Annotated in this window: 14 protein-coding genes; 1 reads left to right on the forward strand and 13 read right to left on the reverse strand. The window is 60.2% G+C overall.

Annotated elements, in window-relative coordinates; translation table 11 throughout:
• Positions 1-29: 29 nt before the first annotated feature.
• The 13 genes from P8L30_01225 to P8L30_01285 all read right to left on the reverse strand — a co-directional run bounded on the left by P8L30_01225 (position 30) and on the right by P8L30_01285 (position 18,115).
• Positions 30-3,119, reverse strand: coding sequence for an Npt1/Npt2 family nucleotide transporter (locus P8L30_01225; protein ID MDG2238820.1), 3,090 nt, complete (start codon positions 3,117-3,119; stop codon positions 30-32).
• 65 nt (positions 3,120-3,184) lie between these two features.
• Entirely contained in the window at positions 3,185-4,294 is a 1,110-nt protein-coding gene (gene tssG / locus P8L30_01230; GenBank protein MDG2238821.1) for a type VI secretion system baseplate subunit TssG, read from the reverse strand.
• On the reverse strand, positions 4,258-6,078 hold the full coding sequence (gene tssF / locus P8L30_01235) for a type VI secretion system baseplate subunit TssF (protein MDG2238822.1): 1,821 nt from the start codon (positions 6,076-6,078) through the stop codon (positions 4,258-4,260). Before tssF ends, tssG begins: the two co-directional genes overlap by 37 nt.
• A gap of 3 nt (positions 6,079-6,081) precedes the next feature.
• A complete protein-coding gene (tssE, locus tag P8L30_01240; GenBank protein MDG2238823.1) occupies positions 6,082-6,507 on the reverse strand; it encodes a type VI secretion system baseplate subunit TssE in 426 nt (141 codons plus the stop codon).
• 52 nt (positions 6,508-6,559) lie between these two features.
• The gene (locus P8L30_01245; protein MDG2238824.1) at positions 6,560-7,042 is read right to left on the reverse strand and encodes a type VI secretion system tube protein Hcp; all 483 of its coding nucleotides are present in this window, start codon (positions 7,040-7,042) and stop codon (positions 6,560-6,562) included.
• Positions 7,043-7,142: 100 nt separating this feature from the next.
• Positions 7,143-8,627: a type VI secretion system contractile sheath large subunit gene (gene tssC / locus P8L30_01250; protein ID MDG2238825.1), complete on the reverse strand. Its 1,485-nt coding sequence runs from the start codon at positions 8,625-8,627 to the stop codon at positions 7,143-7,145.
• Between the two features lie 67 nt (positions 8,628-8,694).
• The gene (tssB, locus tag P8L30_01255; protein MDG2238826.1) at positions 8,695-9,207 is read right to left on the reverse strand and encodes a type VI secretion system contractile sheath small subunit; all 513 of its coding nucleotides are present in this window, start codon (positions 9,205-9,207) and stop codon (positions 8,695-8,697) included.
• Positions 9,208-9,319: 112 nt separating this feature from the next.
• Positions 9,320-10,429 carry a type VI secretion system protein TssA gene (tssA, locus tag P8L30_01260; protein ID MDG2238827.1) on the reverse strand — a complete coding sequence of 370 codons (1,110 nt, stop codon included), beginning with the start codon at positions 10,427-10,429 and terminating at the stop codon, positions 9,320-9,322.
• A 182-nt stretch (positions 10,430-10,611) separates the two neighbouring features.
• On the reverse strand, positions 10,612-14,865 hold the full coding sequence (locus tag P8L30_01265; GenBank protein MDG2238828.1) for a type VI secretion system protein: 4,254 nt from the start codon (positions 14,863-14,865) through the stop codon (positions 10,612-10,614).
• Positions 14,862-15,650, reverse strand: coding sequence for a DotU family type IV/VI secretion system protein (locus tag P8L30_01270; GenBank protein ID MDG2238829.1), 789 nt, complete (start codon positions 15,648-15,650; stop codon positions 14,862-14,864). Before P8L30_01270 ends, P8L30_01265 begins: the two co-directional genes overlap by 4 nt.
• The gene (gene tssK / locus P8L30_01275) at positions 15,647-16,978 is read right to left on the reverse strand and encodes a type VI secretion system baseplate subunit TssK (protein ID MDG2238830.1); all 1,332 of its coding nucleotides are present in this window, start codon (positions 16,976-16,978) and stop codon (positions 15,647-15,649) included. Before tssK ends, P8L30_01270 begins: the two co-directional genes overlap by 4 nt.
• A 43-nt stretch (positions 16,979-17,021) precedes the next feature.
• Entirely contained in the window at positions 17,022-17,468 is a 447-nt protein-coding gene (locus P8L30_01280; protein MDG2238831.1) for a hypothetical protein, read from the reverse strand.
• A gap of 5 nt (positions 17,469-17,473) precedes the next feature.
• Complete coding sequence (locus P8L30_01285; GenBank protein MDG2238832.1) at positions 17,474-18,115, reverse strand: SPOR domain-containing protein; 642 nt, start codon at positions 18,113-18,115, stop codon at positions 17,474-17,476.
• 158 nt (positions 18,116-18,273) lie between these two features.
• Here P8L30_01285 and P8L30_01290 point away from each other — a divergent pair, with 158 nt between their 5' ends.
• Positions 18,274-18,468: a hypothetical protein gene (locus P8L30_01290; GenBank protein ID MDG2238833.1), complete on the forward strand. Its 195-nt coding sequence runs from the start codon at positions 18,274-18,276 to the stop codon at positions 18,466-18,468.
• Positions 18,469-18,491: the final 23 nt, after the last annotated feature.

An 18,491-nucleotide genomic window follows, 5' to 3' on the forward strand; every position in this document is an offset into this window, starting at 1 on the left:
CTTCTCGGGTCGCGGTTAGCCGCGGTCCGTTAGAGAGAGCCGACACCGTACGCTCCTGATGCATAACGAATCAGTTCAATGCCAAGAGCTGAACTCGCCTCGGCCAGGTCCATGATCATGTCCGTCGGCACCCGGACCAACGTCATCCCCTGCGAAACGACCTCGCTGCCGTAGGTCTCCAAAATCCCGAGGGCGCCATCACCCAGGAGCGCTCCCGGCTCGATAGGCACACCGTCACACACGCCAGTCCCTTCAATCAGCACCCAGACGCTTTTCGCTGGGTCGTCACCGGAAAATAGAGTCGTACCGGCGGGCACCTCTTCGACGATCGCCCGCAAAGCGATGTTCTGCAGGTCTGCGACCGTGAGCGCCTCGAAGAACGGGGCAGCGGCCAGCGCATCCATGATGTCAACCGGGGTCATGACCTCCTGCCCGTCGGCTGCGAGCTTGACGACCGTCTCACGGAAGATCTGACCATGCAGCTCTGGCAGCCGCCCTCTAAGACGAGTGAGCATCTCGGGGTGCTCCTCCACCCACAAAGCATCGGCGGCAGCCGAAGCCTCCACGGCGAAGGGGCTGACCAACGCCGCATCGAGAACCGCGTTGGTTGAGATGAGGTCCTTCCGGTTCCGTTCTTCTGAGTTCGCAACTGCACTGCCGGCGCCCAAAAGGAGGGGCTTGAGCCGTTTGAAGAGCGAACGGGGGACCCCTTGTTCGACCGTCTCGAGTGCGTTCGCGCGCTCTTTGGGGAGCGCAGATCGAAGCGAAGATGAGAGCATCTCGTGGGATGGCAGGCGACCGGCGATGTTCAGAATCTCTAGGATGAAGTCTAGGATTCTCTCCTGTGCGTCCCGATAGAAGTGCCGCAGGACGCGGATTCCCGAGGTCGATACCGGACTCGCCCCGAGCCCTTCCCGGAATTCACGGTACCGGTACGCGCGCTCCAGTTCGACGTCGATCACGCCCGGCCATGCAACCTCTAGTTGGGGTCGTGCGGCCGTGCCAAGGAAGCGCGCCGCGATGGCCCGTGCTGCGTAGCGATGCCGGGGATCGGTGAAGACGGCGACCGAGCTAGGCACGCTTCGGAGTCCCATACGTTCCAGCACCCGCAGGACACTCCGGCGGACAGGCGGCGAAAAATCTGCTGCGAGCTCCAGTAGCCGGGTGATACAGGTGGGATCGGCAATACGACCGAGAGCCTCGAGGCCGTTGTATTCACTGCGCTCGTCCGCGCCGGGCAAGGCTCTGAGAATGTCTGGAACGAGCGCTGCAGAGTCAGGGGTGACGACGGCGCGCAGAGTAGCCATCGCTTCTCGCCGGATGTTCGGGCTCTCAGCGAACAAGTGGGAGGCGGCATAGCTGGCCAGACTCTCGTCCTCCAGCCGTCCAATCACCCTAAGGCCGGCTGCGACTTCTTCCACCGAACCGCCGAGAAGGCGGACAAGTCTCTCGGATGCCATCAGGCGATCCTGAGGATTCCATGAGTGCCACAGGACGATCACAGCGGCAGCGACCTCGCCCGGCCGATGTGAGTCGATGAGCCCTTTCACCTCAGAGGGCATGATCAGTCCATGGCCTCCCATCTCTTCCAAAAATCCCGGCCCGCGCGTGTTTCTGGCCTGCCCGACCCAGTCCAGGAAGGCTCGGGTCGTGTCGGGTCCGGCCTGTTGGAGCAAGGCTTCGATGAACGACCGGGCGGTGGCCATTTTTTCGTCGGGCGTATTCGGCAAGTATTCCAGTGTGGCTTCGAACGCGGCATCGGGATCGTTGATCGAAAGCAGGCGTAGTGCACAGTGTGCCATCTCCCCGTCACCGCCGGCCGCGATCGTTCGGAGATGAGCCTTCTCATCCGGCCCTAGCCCACCGAGTGCTTCGCTAGCGGGACGCGAAAGGTCGAGCCATCCCCGTCGCAAGTTCTCTACCAGCGAGGGTAGGTAGGCACTGCGTAACAGAATTGCGATCGCGAGGTAGCCCCCCGCCAGGAGAAAGCCGATCCCTGCCACGCGCACAAATGGGAACCCCTCGGCGAGCACGAGCAGAAGCAGGCCGGCCAGGGCCGTAGCCGCGGGCTCAGCCATCCCTTCGACCGCGGTGCGGACCTGTTGCTTGACCCCCGTTGGGACCGCGTTGAAGAGGAAATTCTGGTTGTTGAATTCGATGGAAGGAAGGATCCCCTGCACGGCCACGAAGGCGAAAATGGCGGCGGCCGCTCCCCCCTGGAATAGTAGAAAGTAGAAGGCCGCCAGATAGGCCAGCGGCTGGATCAACGCGACCGTTCCGACTCCCACTGCGAGGACGAGTCGGTTGAAGAGGAAGAGGCTGAAGAAGAGATTGAAGATGTTGACGAACACCAGAAGCCGGCCGAGCAGCGCACCCAGTTCTTCTTCGTTCAGTGGCCCGGAAAAGATTCGTAAGTACTCGTACTCAGTGATCGAGCTCAGCACGACGACGGCAAAGAGCGTGCAGACCAGAATCAGAACGAAACGGGAGCGTGACAGCGCTTTTGCGGTCTCCCGCAGTTGATCGATTAACCCCAGTTCGGGCTCATATTCGCCCTCTTCCAGTACCTCGTACCGTTTTCGGATGACTGAGACCACCGGCAGCGTTGCCAGCGCGATCAGGGACCAGATCAAGTAGAGCGCCCGCAGGCCGGTGACCTGAGAGACTACGGCGACTATCCCACCACCGACCATCGCCCCGGCGGCACTCCCTGCACTGAAGATAGGGAAGAGGCGTTTCGCATCCTGAATGTCGAAGAACGTGTCCGTGAAGTTCCAGAACAGCGTATAGAGGGCGATATACCAAAGTTCTGAATAGAGCCGGGCTGCATAGTAGATCAGGCCGATCCCTTGATCATCCTGAGCGACGTTGGGGATGGCGGCGAAGAGCCCGATCCCGCCAGCAATCAGCGCCACCAAGGTGAACAGCATCGTACGTGGCGTGCCGAACCGACTGATTAGGAAAGCGAACGCCGGCACGTATACGACCATCACGAATGGGCTCGCAATGAACACGTAGGGGATCTTCTCGAACCCGACCCGAGCCAAAAACAGTGTGTCAGCCGCAGTCAGGCCCACCATCACGCCAGCCTGAATTAGTCCCGCGAGTGCCGCGAACATCAGGACCTTACGACCTTCGCCTGGCTCGACCTTGAAGAGCCTACGAGTCAGTGAACTGGACTCGCTCAGGAACGTGCTCCGGTCTCGGACGGGGCGTGCGTGCGTGTACCCATGCCGAGGGGCCAGCCCAGGATCACGTCGTCCGCGTCCTCTGCGAAATCTCGAGTCTTGAGCCAGGAGGTGAGTCCTAACCGAGAAGACGTGGAGCCAGTGGTCAAAACAGTGCCCGGAACCTGTTCTCTTTCTAAGATCAGGCGTACCGCGAAATCGAGATCGTCGCGAAGGTACCAACTCACCATGTCGGTCAGCGGGCCGAGGGAATCGCCTCCGGGAAGAAAGCGCTCGAAGGCATCGAAATCGACCGGGCCCACGACGATTTCGATCATCCCTTGTTGATCCCAGACGCGACCGCCCATGACCGCGTCTACGCCTAGGACGCAACGTCCGTCACGCATGCCGAGCACCGTTCCTTGGTCCTCGCCAAGCTCGTGCCAGCGCCCGATGAACTCCCGGACCCTTATGCGCCCAGTAGGGCGGCCTGGATCGGGTTGAAGTGCGTGGGCGAAATAGTCCGACAGAAGTCCTTCCAAGCCGACAGCGGTGCGTCGGCTATGGGAGAGCGTGCCGGCGTAAAAGAGAAGTGAGCGATCCGCGACGTCCATTCGATCGCGCAGCGCATCGGCTCCCATTCCGATCAGGGATAGCCCCATATCGGCTACCCGACTCTTCTCCGGAGACTGGATCCTCATTCCGACTCGATGCTTCTCCTTTGCTCTGTACAGGAGGGAAACGAGCCGGTGATTGAAGATGTCTAGGAAGTCTCGTGTGGCGGTGTCTCCAGCCGCGAGCCGATCCAACAACAGCTCGGTGAAGGGCTGGGGGAGGGGCCCCTGACTCCCTGCCAATCCAAGAAAGCTGACGAGGACCTCTGCGGGCCCATCGTCTTCTCCATCTGGGAGGCTGACGTCAAGAACTTCACTCGCAGGGAAGGAGAGGGTCGGGTCTGAACGGAAGCGGATCGCCTCAAGTGAGGGGTCAGCACCGGTACCGATCGGTACAGCCTCCGGCCGCATCGTCTCCAGGAGGCGAACCGCCTGGAAAAAATCAAATGCGTAACCTGCCTGCTGTAGTTCTTCGACTACAGGAAGTCTTTGGTTCCTGCCAGAGCGGGCCATTGTTTCCAAACTTCACCAGGTCGCCGGCTGTCCTCAGCCACGGTGCGGGTAAAGGAATTTAGTGAAGCGTACAATGCTATGAAATGCCGGAGCACTGATGCAAATAGGAATGGACTGGAGCCTGGAAATGCCGAAGGATCTAACACCAGACGGACTTCAGTGCCTCGAGCGAAGCCACGCCAGGCCTCGTGGCCGAGTCGCTCGACGATCGGTCGGGTGTGCATCTCGCGAATCCCGTTGATCTGTCTATGCGCTGACTGGCTGTCGTACTGAGCGTAAAGGAGAAGGATCTCTTTGAGTGCGGCCAGCCCGTCGGGACCACCCTTTAGTGACAGGTGGTTTAGCGACAAGTGTGAGACGAGCCGCCATCGGGTTTCGCCACCTAGGGATGGGTCGAGCTGCGGCGTCGGTTTGTTCATGGCCACGATGGACTGGACAGGTGCCCCTGTCTCCGTGGTCAACTTTGCGCCGGCAGGGAGTTGCTCTGCCAGTCGGCGATTGGTGCATAGAGTGTGGGCGTAAATCGTATCGCCTGCCGGAACCCGAGCATCGAATTCCAGATCCACGAGCGAGAGCATCATCTGGGTACCCGGCATGTCCCGCCGGCCTGTTCCCGTCCTACGTACGACCCAGAAGGCCTCAGTCTTTTCGTGAGCGGCGTGATGATCGAACGAGTAATAGGGATGCAGCCGTCGGGTCTCATCTGAGTTGTCTTCAGAGGATGACACGGACACCACCGTGTGAATCTCCGTACTCCCCTCCCGATGGGCATCGGGGACGAGCCTGTACTCGGACTTCTTCTGATCGAGCCGAATGGGTTCGCTGGTGTGCGGGAACAGATTCGCCGCTGGGGTACAACCCAACGCGAACGTGTCCGTATCCACCATTAGGTCGGTTTCGGGCGCCCGACTGAGGAGAAGCAGTATGTCGAAGTGATTCCCCTTCAACGCTGGTCTGAGTCCCTTCACATCCATGAAGAGATACTTACGAGGGAAGGTGAAGTACTCCTGCAGTAGCCTGTATCCCGGGTGGGCATGGCGAGGGTAGGGCAGTACCGCTTCGTCTTCCCCGTACCCGACTTCCTGCACGTCATCCGGCCCGAGTTCGATGGGGTGTGTTGCACCCTCCGGTAACACGACTACCCCGGCCAAGTTGGCGAAGACGAGTTCGTGGAGGTCGGTGGCCGCCTTCAGGTCACGATTGAAGTGGAAGCGGAGGGAGTCGAGCTCGAGATCTTTGAGGGGGACGCCGTCCGCCTCGACTCGGATCCGGATCACCTTCACCACATCACCCCGACCATCCAGGAAATCATACTGATTGGTCGATTCCATTCCTCCGTAGCTGACCTCTACAGGCCAGAGCGTGACGGGATAACACGTGCGGAAACGGGCCGATAGGCCACCGGCTCCGTGCGCTTCGGCATACATGGAGGTGTGGCGGGCGACTTCGTACCCGGTGGTCAAGATCCCTTGTTCTGGGTCGGGCTTGAACTGCACCACCGTCATCGATGGTACCGGAGCCAGATAGTGGGGATAGAGCAGCTCTAGCAGCGCGGTTGTGATCTCAGGGAACTGCTGATCGAGGTTGCGTTGGACGCGGGCCGTTAGGAAGGCGAAAGCCTCCAAGAGCCGTTCGACATGAGGATCAGGACTTTCGTCCGGACTCAGTTCTAGGCGGTTGGCGACCTTGGGGTATTGGTCAGCAAAGTCCGCCCCTTTCTCACGCAGGTAGGTGAGTTCGGCCTGATAGTACTGTAGGAGTTCTTCCCGGGCGTCGTCTGCCATGGCCTATCGTCGTGAGGCACGAGCTTCGAGTGCCAATGGAAAGGAGACAGGTTCGAGCAGCGTGCCGATGCGAATAGTCCCTTCGATCCAGACTTGCAGTGACCGATTGTTCCCATCGGAGAGTTCAACGCTGACCTTCGGGTCTACCATACGGGGTTCGAAGGCGCGAATCGCAGCTTCGATGAGCCGGGAAAGTCGCAGGTGGGAGGGTGGTGAGCGCGTATACCACCCAGAGTAATCGGGGAGCCCCCAGTCCAACACTGTCCAGGCACGGCCTTCCAGCTCGCCAGGCTGGGTGGGGGAGCGAGTGTTGAGGAGTCGGCCGAGTTCCCTCTGGACCGACTCACGGACCCCGTTGGTGTCAAGGACCCGGAGAGGCTGCTGTTCGACCGGCTCGGTCGGATCAAAATCGACGAGTCGATCGAACAACAGCGCCCGGGCACCCTCGGTAGACTTAGAGTCGCGAGGCAAGGCCAAGAGGTTATACGGCCTTGTTCAGGCTCACGTCCCACTTGGCAACCGCGTTTCCGCCTGCTCCACCCTCTTCCTTCTGGGCGAAATAGGTCCACTCGATACGCGCGTAGTTGATCGCGATCGATTCGGTCGGCTTACCGCCGCCGCCGCCGCCCACTGCGATGCTCGAGATGATGCAGTCTTCCATCTTGTACGTGAACAGCTTCACCACAGCACCACTGTCGTTACGGGCAATGGTGATCAAAACCTCTTTGTACACTTTGGCTTCGTTACACCCCTGCAGCAGTGACGGGCTCGCCTTATCGACGTCCTTGGTCACGCTGAAGTCCTGGTGCATCGGACGGCCGGTGGTACGGTCCGTGTTCGAGACGTTGGCCGTCACGTGCTGCGCGATCCCATGGCTGTAACTAAACAGCTCCATGTGATCTTTATATCCGTTGAGTTGTGTCTGGCCCGGAACGTCCGTGACCTTCATGAGAACGATGTCCATCAACCCTCCTCAGGGTATTTCGCTTTAGTAAACGTGGCTATGCCACGGGACCCGGTGAGGAGCGGAAAGATCCCGCCCCTCACCGGACTCCGTTCATTGATCAGCCACCAGCTGGTGGCGGCAGCTCCGCGACGAGTCGCATCGAAGCCGTGAGTTCCTCAAGCTGGAAGTGCGGCTTGAGGTAGACGGTAGCCGCGTAGCTTCCCGGCTTACCTGCAATCTCGACCACATCTACACGTCCTTCACTGAGCGGGTAGGAGGCCTTCGCCGACTGCGGTGCATCATCGTTGATGAGCACATAGTCGGCGATCCAACGGTTCAGGAACGTCTCGACATTCCCACGCGTCATGAAGCTTCCAACCTTATCACGCATTATTACCTTCAGATAATGTGCGAAGCGGGAGGCTGCCATGACGTACGGAAGCTGTGCCGAGATACGCGCGTTCGCATTGGCCTGTGGCGTGTTGTACACCATTGGCTTCTGCGCCGATGCGCCACCGAAGAATGCCGCATAGTCGGTCCCCTGACAGTGACACAGTGAGATGAAGCCAAGGTCGTTCAGCTCTTTCTCACGACGATCAGTGATCGCGATTTCGGTCGGGCACTTCAGCGCGACGTCACCTTCGTCCGTCTTGAAGGTGTGCGCCGGCAGGCCTTCGACCATACCGCCACCTTCTACGCCACGGATTGCCGCTGTCCAGCCGTAAAGCGAGAAAGCGTTGGTGATCCGCTCACCGAGGGCCCATGCTGCGTTCCCCCAGAGGTACTTCTGGTGGTCCCGTCCATCGACTTCCTCGACGAAGTTGAAGCCGTCAACCGGCTTCGTGTCGGGGCCGTACGGAAGGCGCATGAGGATGTGCGGAAGCACGAGCGAGACGTATCGCGAATCCTCAGTTGCACGGAACGAGTTCCACTTGATCAACTCAGAGCTCTCGAAAACCTTCGCGAGATCGCGAGGTGCACCGAGACGGGTGTAGCTCTGGAGGTCGAACATCTTGGGGCTTGCCGCCGCAATCATCGGGGCATGGGCCGCCGCTGCTACGTTCGAGAGCTTCTCGAGTAGCGCGATGTCCTGTGGGTGACGACCGAACTCAAAGTCGGCCAAGAGGCAGCTGTACGGGTTACCACCGAAGGTGCCGTATTCCTCTTCGTAGAGGAGTTTGAACAGCCGACTTTGGTCGAACTCGACAGCCTTGTCGAGGTCGTCCTGAATTTCCTTCTGGCTGGCAGCCAAGACACGGATCTTCAGTCGTGCGCCCGTCTCGGAATTCGAGATCAAGTGCGACAGTCCGCGCCAGCTTCCTTCAAGTTCTTGGAAATCCGGACTGTGCATGATCTCGTTGAGCTGGTCGCTCAGGAGTTCATCAATTCGAGCAATGCGCTCGTTAATCATTGCTGCCGAGTCCGAAGACACGGTGATCTCTTCCGAAAGAATCTGGTTGGCGAACTCACCGACCAAATTCTTTGCATGCTCGGCCTGGGCGTCGTCCTGCGCCATGTTGCCCTCGGAAATGATCCGGTCGAGGATACTCATGTCCTCGGTCGCAGCGCCCCCTCCTTCGGAGGCCGCTTGTTCTTTTGCCATCTGACCCTCTCTAGATCTAATGTTGTGACGTTTACGTTTCTGGTCGCTTGAAGTCGGACACCGGAAATTACTCGGCGTCGTCCTCGGCCGGAGCCGTCGCTTCCTGGATCTCCTTGAGGCCATCCGTGTTCTCGACAATCTCGATCAGTAGGCGATCGAGGTCGTCGTTACCATCGAGCTTAGCGCGGAGGTCGCTCAGACGCTGACGCGCCTCGAACAGCTTCCGAAGTGGCTCGACCTGCTGAACTACGGATACCGGATCAAAGTCCTCCATCGACTCGAAATTCAGCTCGACGTTGAACTTGCTGTCTTCGTCGGTGAGCTGATTGTCGACCTGGAACGCGAGACGCGGGCCGACTGACTTCATGACATCATTGAAGTTGTCACGGTCGACCTGGACGAACTTGCGCTCTTTCATCGGAGCGGGTGCTTCGGCGGGCTTGCCTGCCAGATCAGAAATCACGCCCATGACGAAGGGGAGTTCCTTCTTCTGGATCGCGTCCCCGATCTCGACGTCGTACGTAATCTGCACCCTGGGCGGGCGCACTCGGTCCAGCGTATGCTGCGTGCTTTCTGCCATGGTTATCTCCTCACCATCGGCCAGGATTGAAAACGGGGCGGGTCGTAATCACGATCCGTGCCTCGTAAGTCCGGGAGGGCTTTCCTCACCGGTTTGTTAGCCGCTTCAGCGTTCATTCTTCTTCGACTCCTTGGTCGATTCCGAGGAACGTGAACAGCGCCTCCAGATTAAGTCCTTTCCGAACGAATTCGCGTAACAAGTCATCGAGGGTCTTGTCACCCCACGAGACTGCTTTCATCACTAAATAAGGCGTCGGGCTGTGAGGCTCGACTTGCTTCAGATACCGTGCTGCATTGAGCAGCACCTGGTAGGCCTCCTGCCGACTGCGGATCGCACCCGATTCGGCGACGGACGGTACGTTGCCAGACGAAACGGATGCTGGCTCGCTGCCTTCCTCCTCCTTCGTATCCACTGGTACCTCCACGATGTCGGGTCTGAAGCTCCCTTCTTTCATCACTACGCTGATCCAGGTCAGGATCTCTGCGAGTCCTTCCCTGAATCGAACCAAGCTCGGGGATTCGTCTCCCAGCCTGTCATCCAAAAAGCTCTCTAATGCCCGCGTCGTTTCGATCGCGTCCTCAAGTACAGCTGAGGTGTCACGGAAGAACGACTCCGGCGTCTTCCGGCAAAGCCCCCGAAACGACTCGATGCTGTGAGACTCGGCGATCTCCGCCTTGAGTTCCTCATCATCGGGGCTTCGGGCCCCTACCTTGTCGAGCCACAAGGCTCGATTCCACTCATCCCACGTCGCCTCAGAGCTCTGGTCAGTCTGTGGATCCACCACAACCAGCTGTCCGAATGAAGCGGGTACTTTCTCGTTGATCCAGACGAAAGGAGCAATCCGGAAGTCGATCCCCTGCGAAATCTCGGGGTGGACCATCTCCCAATAACTCTCCGACAACTGGAGCAGCACTTCCATCCCACGCCGTAGCCCGGGCAACCCTTCTAGATGGAGCCATGACTCCATGAGCCATGCCGCAATCTGAAGGTCCTTCGTTTCTTGAATCAGAGCATCTTCGCAGAGTTGCCTGACCTCCTTCCAATTCGCCGACTTTAGGTCCCGATCCCAAATCCCCCGGGTCGCGACCGAGTCGTCCGCTCGTCTCGCATCCTTGATGCGATCGTAAATCTCATCGTACTGCAATGAACGACCCGATGGGTCCGCCCCGGGAACGGGACGCAGGAGCGCCTCAAGGGCGACCACCTGTTGTTCGGCGATCATTTAGTCGTCAGAGCTCACTTTAGTGTCTTCCAGCAGCCGCAATTCTTCGGCGAAAAAAAACTACCCCGTTGGAGGGGGGACAACATTATCCGACAAGGGACGCTCGCGCGCAAGGAATTCCGACTACATACGTTTCTGGGTTGCGCCAAATGTTCCTGAAGTCGGGCAGGGCCTGCGGCTACTTATCGACCCGCGGGTGGGGGCGGGCGAGTCGGAAAACGAGGAAAGATGACGGTTCCGCCACCTGTTGAGGGAGTCAGTCCGAGTTGAATGAAAACGCTCGCGAGCCCATCAACCGGATCTGCTGTCTCAGACACCGCGTCCCGGGCCCTGGTGACGATTCTGGGATTGACCGTGGAACGGTCGACGATTGGATCGCCGGTCAGTGCCGCAGCGTCAGGACGGTGCTCCATGAGAAGCCTGAGCAGCGCCCACGGTCCAGCGTACCGCCACGTGACGGTTGCGTCGTCCACAGAGATTGCCTGACTCGCGGATTGACGAACAGGGCGCCGCGCAGACTCTGACGCCCACGTCAGACTCAGCGCAACAACATCGCCCACTCGCCATGTGCTCTCTCCGACTCCGCCGGCGCCTTGGTAGGTCACCGCTTGGCCGGCTAGGCTCAAGCGCCATTCGACGATCTGGTCGGCTCGAAGCTCGGAATCCCGGTTCGTCCTCATTTGGGTTCGGACGTCCAGGGCGCCGGGGACTCCTTCTTCGTTCGGCAATACCACCGGACCGAGAAGTGCTCGGATCTCCACCATTTGGCGGAAGAAGTCGACGGGCACTACATCGTCCAGGAGAGTCTGCACAACCGTGATGGGGTCTCCGTCGAGCGGGGCAGTGACCTGGTCCCATAGTTCGAGGAACTCCAACACGGACTCGACGTCGGCATCCGGCGCATCCGGCCGCGTGTCCAGGTCGGCGAACGGGAATCGGCCAGCCAACCGTTCGCCGTGGAACTGGGCGAGCTGGTTGTACCCGCCTAAGAGAGCCATCCGGGCCAAGTCACGGCACCGGTCTGCGAGCGACGTTCTCAACTGACGCTCGACCGACCCGAAGTAGCTTTGGGATGGTGCTCCGCTCTCAGTCACACCGCCCGAGCCGCACTGAGACAGTGTGGCGATCCCCATGTCCTGTCGGACGAACTGCTCCATCGCGTCCAGCTCGTTCCCCGGGGCCTTGTTCTCGTGCTCGTCTAGGGTGCGCACAATGGTGCGCCAGCGCTGAATGAGGTTGTCCGTGCCAGGTGCGATTCGCCGGCCGTCGTAGCGGAGAAGCTCTGTAACGGGCGGGAGGGCGAGATATCCCAACACGGGTGCGGCATACTCAGCTAGCATCTTCAGTGACTGTCGCTGCTGGGCCAGATAGGCTTCGAGCCCGGCCGCGTCGGGTACTCCGAAACCGACCAGAGAGGCAGGCCGGGTACCACGCCACACAGCGAGGTTTCCGTTCACCGGCTCATATAGACGGGCGCTGCTCAGAAGCATGTCGATTTCGCTGAGCAGGTCGGAAGCTTCGAGGATGATGGCCTCGGCCACGGCGGTCCCGGCAGGAGTCCCACCGACTTGCTCGTCCATCTCCAACATTCCGACGAGTCTGCGCGCGGCCTGATCGAATCCCGCCAGGCGAGCCTGGAGTTCCTCCTCCTGCCACGCCCGGCCTTCGCCTCCGACACTCACCTCGAACGTCATCGCCCGGCTTAAGGACCACCGCACGCGCTCCTCGAGGGAGCGACCCGCCACGCCTAGGGCCAATCCGCGGAGCTCCGGCGGGACTCCTGTGGAGGTATCCCCGCGAGCGGCCTGGTATTCAGCGAAGTAGCCGAGAGCTTCTTCCAGGGGACCCATGTTCCAGGTCGGCCGGCCGCCCAGCATGGGTTGCGGAGGGCCGCCCACGCCGCCTATAGGAGCCATGAAGCCACGGTTGAGTAGGCTGGCCAGCGCTATGCGGAGCGCACCGAGGCGCGGGGCCAGGTCGATGCGAGTGCCACTGCTTGGCGCTACCCGACCGGTGGAGTCCGCCTGGACTGGCAGTGATCTCGACAGGAGGGCCAGCCCGTTAGAAAGCTCTGTTAGGTGCCGCCTCCGTGTCGCATCGAAGGCCTGCGTGAAGAGGGTTTGGAAAGCGGCTCGGTCCATCAGGTCTGGATTCACCGGAATAGAATCGAGCATGACCTGGAGCACAGGGACGAGGGGAGCTTCGGTATCGAACCACATGCTGTCCGAAGACACCAGAAGGTCATGGACCTGCCCGACATCTTGCCAAAGTTGGCGTAGGTCGGACGCGGTGAATGCCGGATTGGACGCTCCAGCGAAAAAACTTTGTTTGAGCCCCTCCACCGCATTAAGGAGGCGCTGGTAAAAACGTTCCAGCAAGAAGGTCGCGGATTCGGTTGCTCTGACTTCGAAGCCCGCCCAATCAGCTGTGCCGACCGGGAGTACCGATGCACCTGCTAGGCCGGCGCGATAGAATTCGTCGTTTTCGAAGAAGTCCTGCGGTAGCTGGGTTTCGTAGTACCAGAAGAAGAGATCTGCGAAGACCTGGAGTTCTCCCGCCCCGAGGGCCGAAAGCCGATTGAAGCGGTCGGCGTTCTCCAGGAATTGCCCGATTTCGCTCAGGTATCCGACCAGCACTTCGTACTCCTGGAACCGATTGGTCATTCGGACCAACTGATCCGAATCATCCAGTGGGATCCGGCCACCCAGTGTCAATGCCCACTGTTTGTCGGTCATCGTGTCGGCCCACTCGGTGATGCCTGTTCGGAAGGTCGGCAAGATTACGTCTTGGAACCCCTCCGTCATGTTGTCCTGGATGTGCTGGTCCAGGTCGTCAAAAAACGAAGTCGGTAGGAAGACAGACCTGAATGGGCCAGCTTCCAAGCTCGACATTTGCTCAAGAAGGGAGCGCACGGCTCTCTCTTCAGCGGCCTGCGACAATCCTGCTTGATCCTCGCCGAAGTGTTCGGTGATGCTGGTCCCGACCGAGTCGAGCAACTCGATCAGTGGGCCAGCGTCGCGTCGGAGTGACGCCTGCCCGAAGAACATCCCAGGAAGGCCCACCAGCACGAGAAGAGCTGCCGCGACCTGGATCCAGCGAATGGCTCGGTTTCGGTCTAGGAATCCCTTGGCAAAGCCTCGTGCCAATCCTCGTTCTGGGAAGATCTTCTGAGTGAAGAGGCGGCTGGAGAAAACCGATTCCTCGTGATGCTCTTCCACAACTGATTTGAAGTCCTGACGATGCATGATCTCGTTGAGCTGATCGCTCAGGAGTTCATCCATTTGAGCAATGCGCTCGTTGGACATTGCTGCCGAGTCCGAAGACACGGTGGTCTCTTCCGAAAGAACTTGGTTGTCGAACTCCCCGGCCAAATTCTTTGGATGCTCGGCCTCAACCTGTTCGCCCTTCTCGACCATCCCGGAGAAGTAGACACCTCGGAGGAAGAAGCTCTCGTGGTAGGCGCTGTCCTCGAATACCTCTGCGAGGATGGTGCGCGTAGCCCAGCGGAGTTCGTCGGCGACGTCCGGAAAGCGGAAGACGGCGTCGGCGTCTGCGAGTTGGGTGCGGGAAGCGAGGACTTCAGTGGACCGGTCTCTCAGGGAATCGGCGATCCCGTCGAGCGCCTCGTCCACCCACTCCTCCCTGAACGAAGCTTCCAGCGAGTATGGACTCGACCAGCCGAAGATGTCTTGATGGAAACGGCGAGGGACGGCGTTGACGAAACTGGAGAATCCGGGGAGGCGATCGGCCTGCGTCAGGAGGACGTAGACGGGAAATCGGACCCCCAGTTCGGCCTGAGCTTCGCGCAGACGGCGGAACAGGGCTCCGCCGATCTCACGGAGTTCTTCTTTTGAACGGCCGCGCCAGGATCGAAGGTCTGCTGCGGATAGCGTCAGGACCACGCCGTCGATAGGCCGTTCGGGGCGGTGTCGTTTTAGGAGCGCCAGCAGCCGTTGCCAGCCCCTCTCGTCTGAAGTCAGGTCCTTCTTGAGGACCACGCTCCCGGTGACGTCGAGCACCACGCCGCCGTCAAAGAAGTGCCACCCTACCGTGTGGCTGGCCGCCGAAAGGTCTGCATTGCCCTGGACTCGACGCGGCAGGGGGATCTGCCGAAGGAAGGTGCTGTTCCCACTGCCGGTGGGCCCCAGCATCATGTACCAGGGGATGCGATAGCGGTAGCCGGCGCCGGAGGTGACGCCGCGAAGCGTTTTCATGCCACGTCGGAACGACAGCTCCAAGTCAGCGGCCTGCGTCATGGACGCAATCGGAGCAGGCATCTCCTCGGGAGCCTTAACTGTCTTGGATTTCTCGTCCGGCTTTTCTCGCGAGCGCCTGAGCACGATCACGATGAACACCACGACCGCGATCACCGTGATGATGAGCACGGCCAGTACGGTCCTGAAGTGCTCGGTCAGGAAGTTCAGGATCTCGGTCACCGGCCAGCCTCCGCCGTCGCGCGGGCTACATCGGCACTTACATCACGAATTCCCTGCGAGACGTCAGTCCAAACAAAATGGGAGAGGACGAGATAGCTCCCGATCATGACAAGAAGGACCGCGACCCAGCGCCGCACCGGAGGCAGCCGCAGATTTTCGGTCGAAACGAGCGTGCTTTCCGTCGGTTGCGAAAACAGCGGATCGATATCGTCTGCGAGCGTTGTTCGGCCCCGGGTGACGAAGTTGAGGAGGCGGCGGCGAAGGCTTTGCAGGCCGCCGGAGTCGCGTGTGCCTCGATACTTGCCCAAAAAGCCGAGAGAGAGCGCGGAGAGGTAGATCCAAGCCATGTCCCAGTTGGCGTCGTCGCCCTCGGCGAGGAGTGCCTCCGCTCGTTCTAACACCTGTTCGCCTGCCACGTGGGAGCCGAACATGTGCGTCTCAAGGAGCTCGCGGGACCATGCCTCGCGTCCTTCCCACTCCATGTTTACGAGGACCTCGTCAGCGAGTGAGGCCATGACGTACTGGGCCTCGTCCATCCAATCGATACCTTCTGGCCCGAGCGAACGTGTCAGCTCCCGAGCCTGTCCCTTGAGGAAGTCATGCAGGTGGGTACGCACGCGAGCCACAGCCTTGGAATGGGCGGCCGTGCGGTCTTCCGAGGCTTCACCGGCTCGTTTGGTGAAGTGCCACGGATCCGCCTCGATATCCGCCCCAATTTCAGAGAGGCTGGTGTAAAAATCCCGGAATGCGCTCGCCAGGATCCGATGCGACCACCCGTCGGTCATACGTTGACCTGATCCGGGGCATAGAAGACGATTTCGGCCGGCCGCTCACGTCCTTGTCGTTCAGCCGGATGCGAGAGCGTGAGGACTTCTTCATCTGTTACGAACTCCGGATCGAGTTCAATTCTGAAGAGGAGGACCCCGCTACTTGGTACCAAGCCCAGATCGTCGTCTGAATCGATCCGTGTGCGCTTCGCGCCTCGGATGCGCCTGTCCTCGATGGACTTAATTCGGTCAGCGGTGCCGACGCGTGCTTCCATTACCCAGGACAGCACGCTGCTCTCTGTCGCGCCAGGCGCTCCGACGGCCCCGATGACGGCGCTCGTGCCGCTCCATGCCGAGCGCAGACGCAAGCGGAAGGCATCGCGGTCGAATTGGAACGCGATCACCTCGTAAGCCTGCTCGACGCTGTTCACCATTCGGTAGCAAAACCCGAGGACTTCGTCGAAAGAGTCGCGCAGATTGTTGTGGTCGTAGCGCTTGAACCCTGTCGGCAGCAGCCCGGGCGTGAGCCCGGCCATGTGCCCCGCCAGGGCGGTTAGCGCCTGATAGATGTGGAACGGATGTGTGCCGCGGACGGCAAGCAGTGCCTCAAGGGGTGGCAGGCCTACGAATAGCTTCTCGACCATACCTTGGAGGTCGCGGATCTTGTCTCCGCGGACCATCGCTGAGGACGCCCTGACCTTATCTGAGAGAAAGCGTGACTTCTCGCGCACGGCTCGTGCCAGCTCGGAGACAGCCGTGCCCGGGTATCCGACCGCATCTGCGGCGAGAACCGGGGGGGCGAAATCAGTTGCCTCGAAGTTGCCGCGTTCGAGGATGATTTTCGCTATCGGGAAGCTCGTGTACTTCTCGGCAGGCGTCTCAGTGACGAGAAGCTGAGCCGCGGGCTGAAGGCGAGGGATGCGAACTGCGCCCTCGCCCAGGTGCTCGTCAGCTACAGGGTAACCCTCGACCGATGCGTAGCGGGGTACACTCCCTGCCACCGGCTCAGTTGGCCCACGACGTGCGGGAACGGCCAGATGGATGGTTAGCTCACCACGACCGCCTTGGTTTTCCACGAACGAGTTGAGGTCGACCTGGAGTGGCGTGTTGACGAGCACGCCGTCCGGAAGGAGGGCCTCGATCTGAGTGATTTGAAACACACCGCTGGCAAGTGCCCGGTCGTCGTATTTCAGCGTCCGGACTCCCCAATGAAACGGAGCCGCGATACCCATGTGGTAGTGGACCAGTCCTTCGCTGCGGAGGTCCGCTTGTTGGAAATGCTGGGGTGCCAGGAGCATGCCTTCGTGCCACTGGATCGCGTCGGGCAGATCTTTTCCGTCAATCATGCTTAGTGCAATCCTGAATGCTGTGAATCAGTGAGTCTAGTGATCACCGGATGCTCTCGATTTCGAATCCCTCGACCCGGAGAACAAGGCGAAACTCCTTGAGTGGGTCCACCCGAAGTCGATGTACCCCTTCCGAGAGGTAATCCGAAAACACCACCAGCGCGTAGCCCTTTCTGTCCGGGAAGGGGAGCCGGTCGAATTCGACCACCTGCCCAGGAACGAACTCCCAGCTGTGATATACGATGTCTTCCGGGTGGTCGCGCACAAGCTGTTCGCGGTTTTCGAACCACTGGCGAGCGCTCATTTCGGTGACCACGGGGACCAGAGCCTCCGTGCGTACAAGCGCCAGGTCCACGGGCACCGGACTCCTCCGATTGGCGTCCGGCGCAGCAACGACCTCGAAGCGCTGAGTCCAAACCATGGTCGCACACCCCGCTGCGCCGATTAGGCAGAGCAGTGAGAGTAGGCAGACGCCGCGGCGGATCGTCATCAGGTTCACCGCTGTCCTTCAAACGGAACCACTACGGCCGGAATCCCTTCGTGCGAGCTGAAGCTCTCTGCCGCGAGGAGGGCTGAGGCTTCGCTCTCGAACAGCTGAAGGTGAACGCGCTTGATCCACTGTCCAGAGCGATTTCGGGCAGCCACGACCAAAGGGTCGTAGCCCCGCCCTCGCAGGCTCCCAGCAAATCGGTCGGCGTTTTCTTCCACTCCGAAAGCTCCCAGCTGAACGGCGTAACCGTTCCCTGCGCCCTCAAGGGCAATGGCGCTTGGCATTTCTGTAGTCTGAATAAGGTCGGGTGCCGCCGCAGCCAGTGTTCGGCGACGCATGAGTGCGTCGTTCATTGCGACCGTGGCAGGATCCGAAAGCATGGGCTCCGCGGTGGGCGCTGCTTCGTCGGTCGGAGCATCGGCTGCGGCCAACTGAGTGTTCACCGGATCCGCCGGGAGGCAGGCCGGAGCGTCCTGAAGGTCCATAGCTATGGAGACTCCATCTGCGGCCGATCGAAGCTGCGGATCGACGTGCACTCCGTAGCCGACAACCGCTCCGGCCACGAAGCCGAGGCCAAGTAGGGCCACCATTCCAACAGAGATTTGGATTAGGCCAGTCTTATCTAGGACAACACGTGGGTCGTTCATGTTAAGGCACCATCGTAGTGAACTGGCCGGGCGCCACGACCTGAATGACGCCGCCCCAAGAACACATACACTTCGAAGAATTATTCAGGACGGGGAGGTTTCCGACCATAGCGGTCGGGCCCCCTGGAACCCAGGGTGTAGTGACCGGAATACAGGGCATGGGGGTCAGAACTCCGAGCGCTGCCGCTGTTGCTGCGGCCACCATCGGATTGGATGGTGTGCTGCACATTCCGAACGGTGGAATGTTCGCCATCGGTTTGAAGTCCATAATGTTGGCCAGAGGGGTTCCGCTCATGACGCGCGAAAGCGGTGGCACCACCATCGTACTGGGTGCCACACCGAAGCTACACTGAAGGGTTGTCCCCATGGTTACGCC

The sequence above is a fragment of the Longimicrobiales bacterium genome, assembly GCA_029245345.1.
Classification (GTDB): domain Bacteria; phylum Gemmatimonadota; class Gemmatimonadetes; order Longimicrobiales; family Gaopeijiaceae; genus CALFPJ01.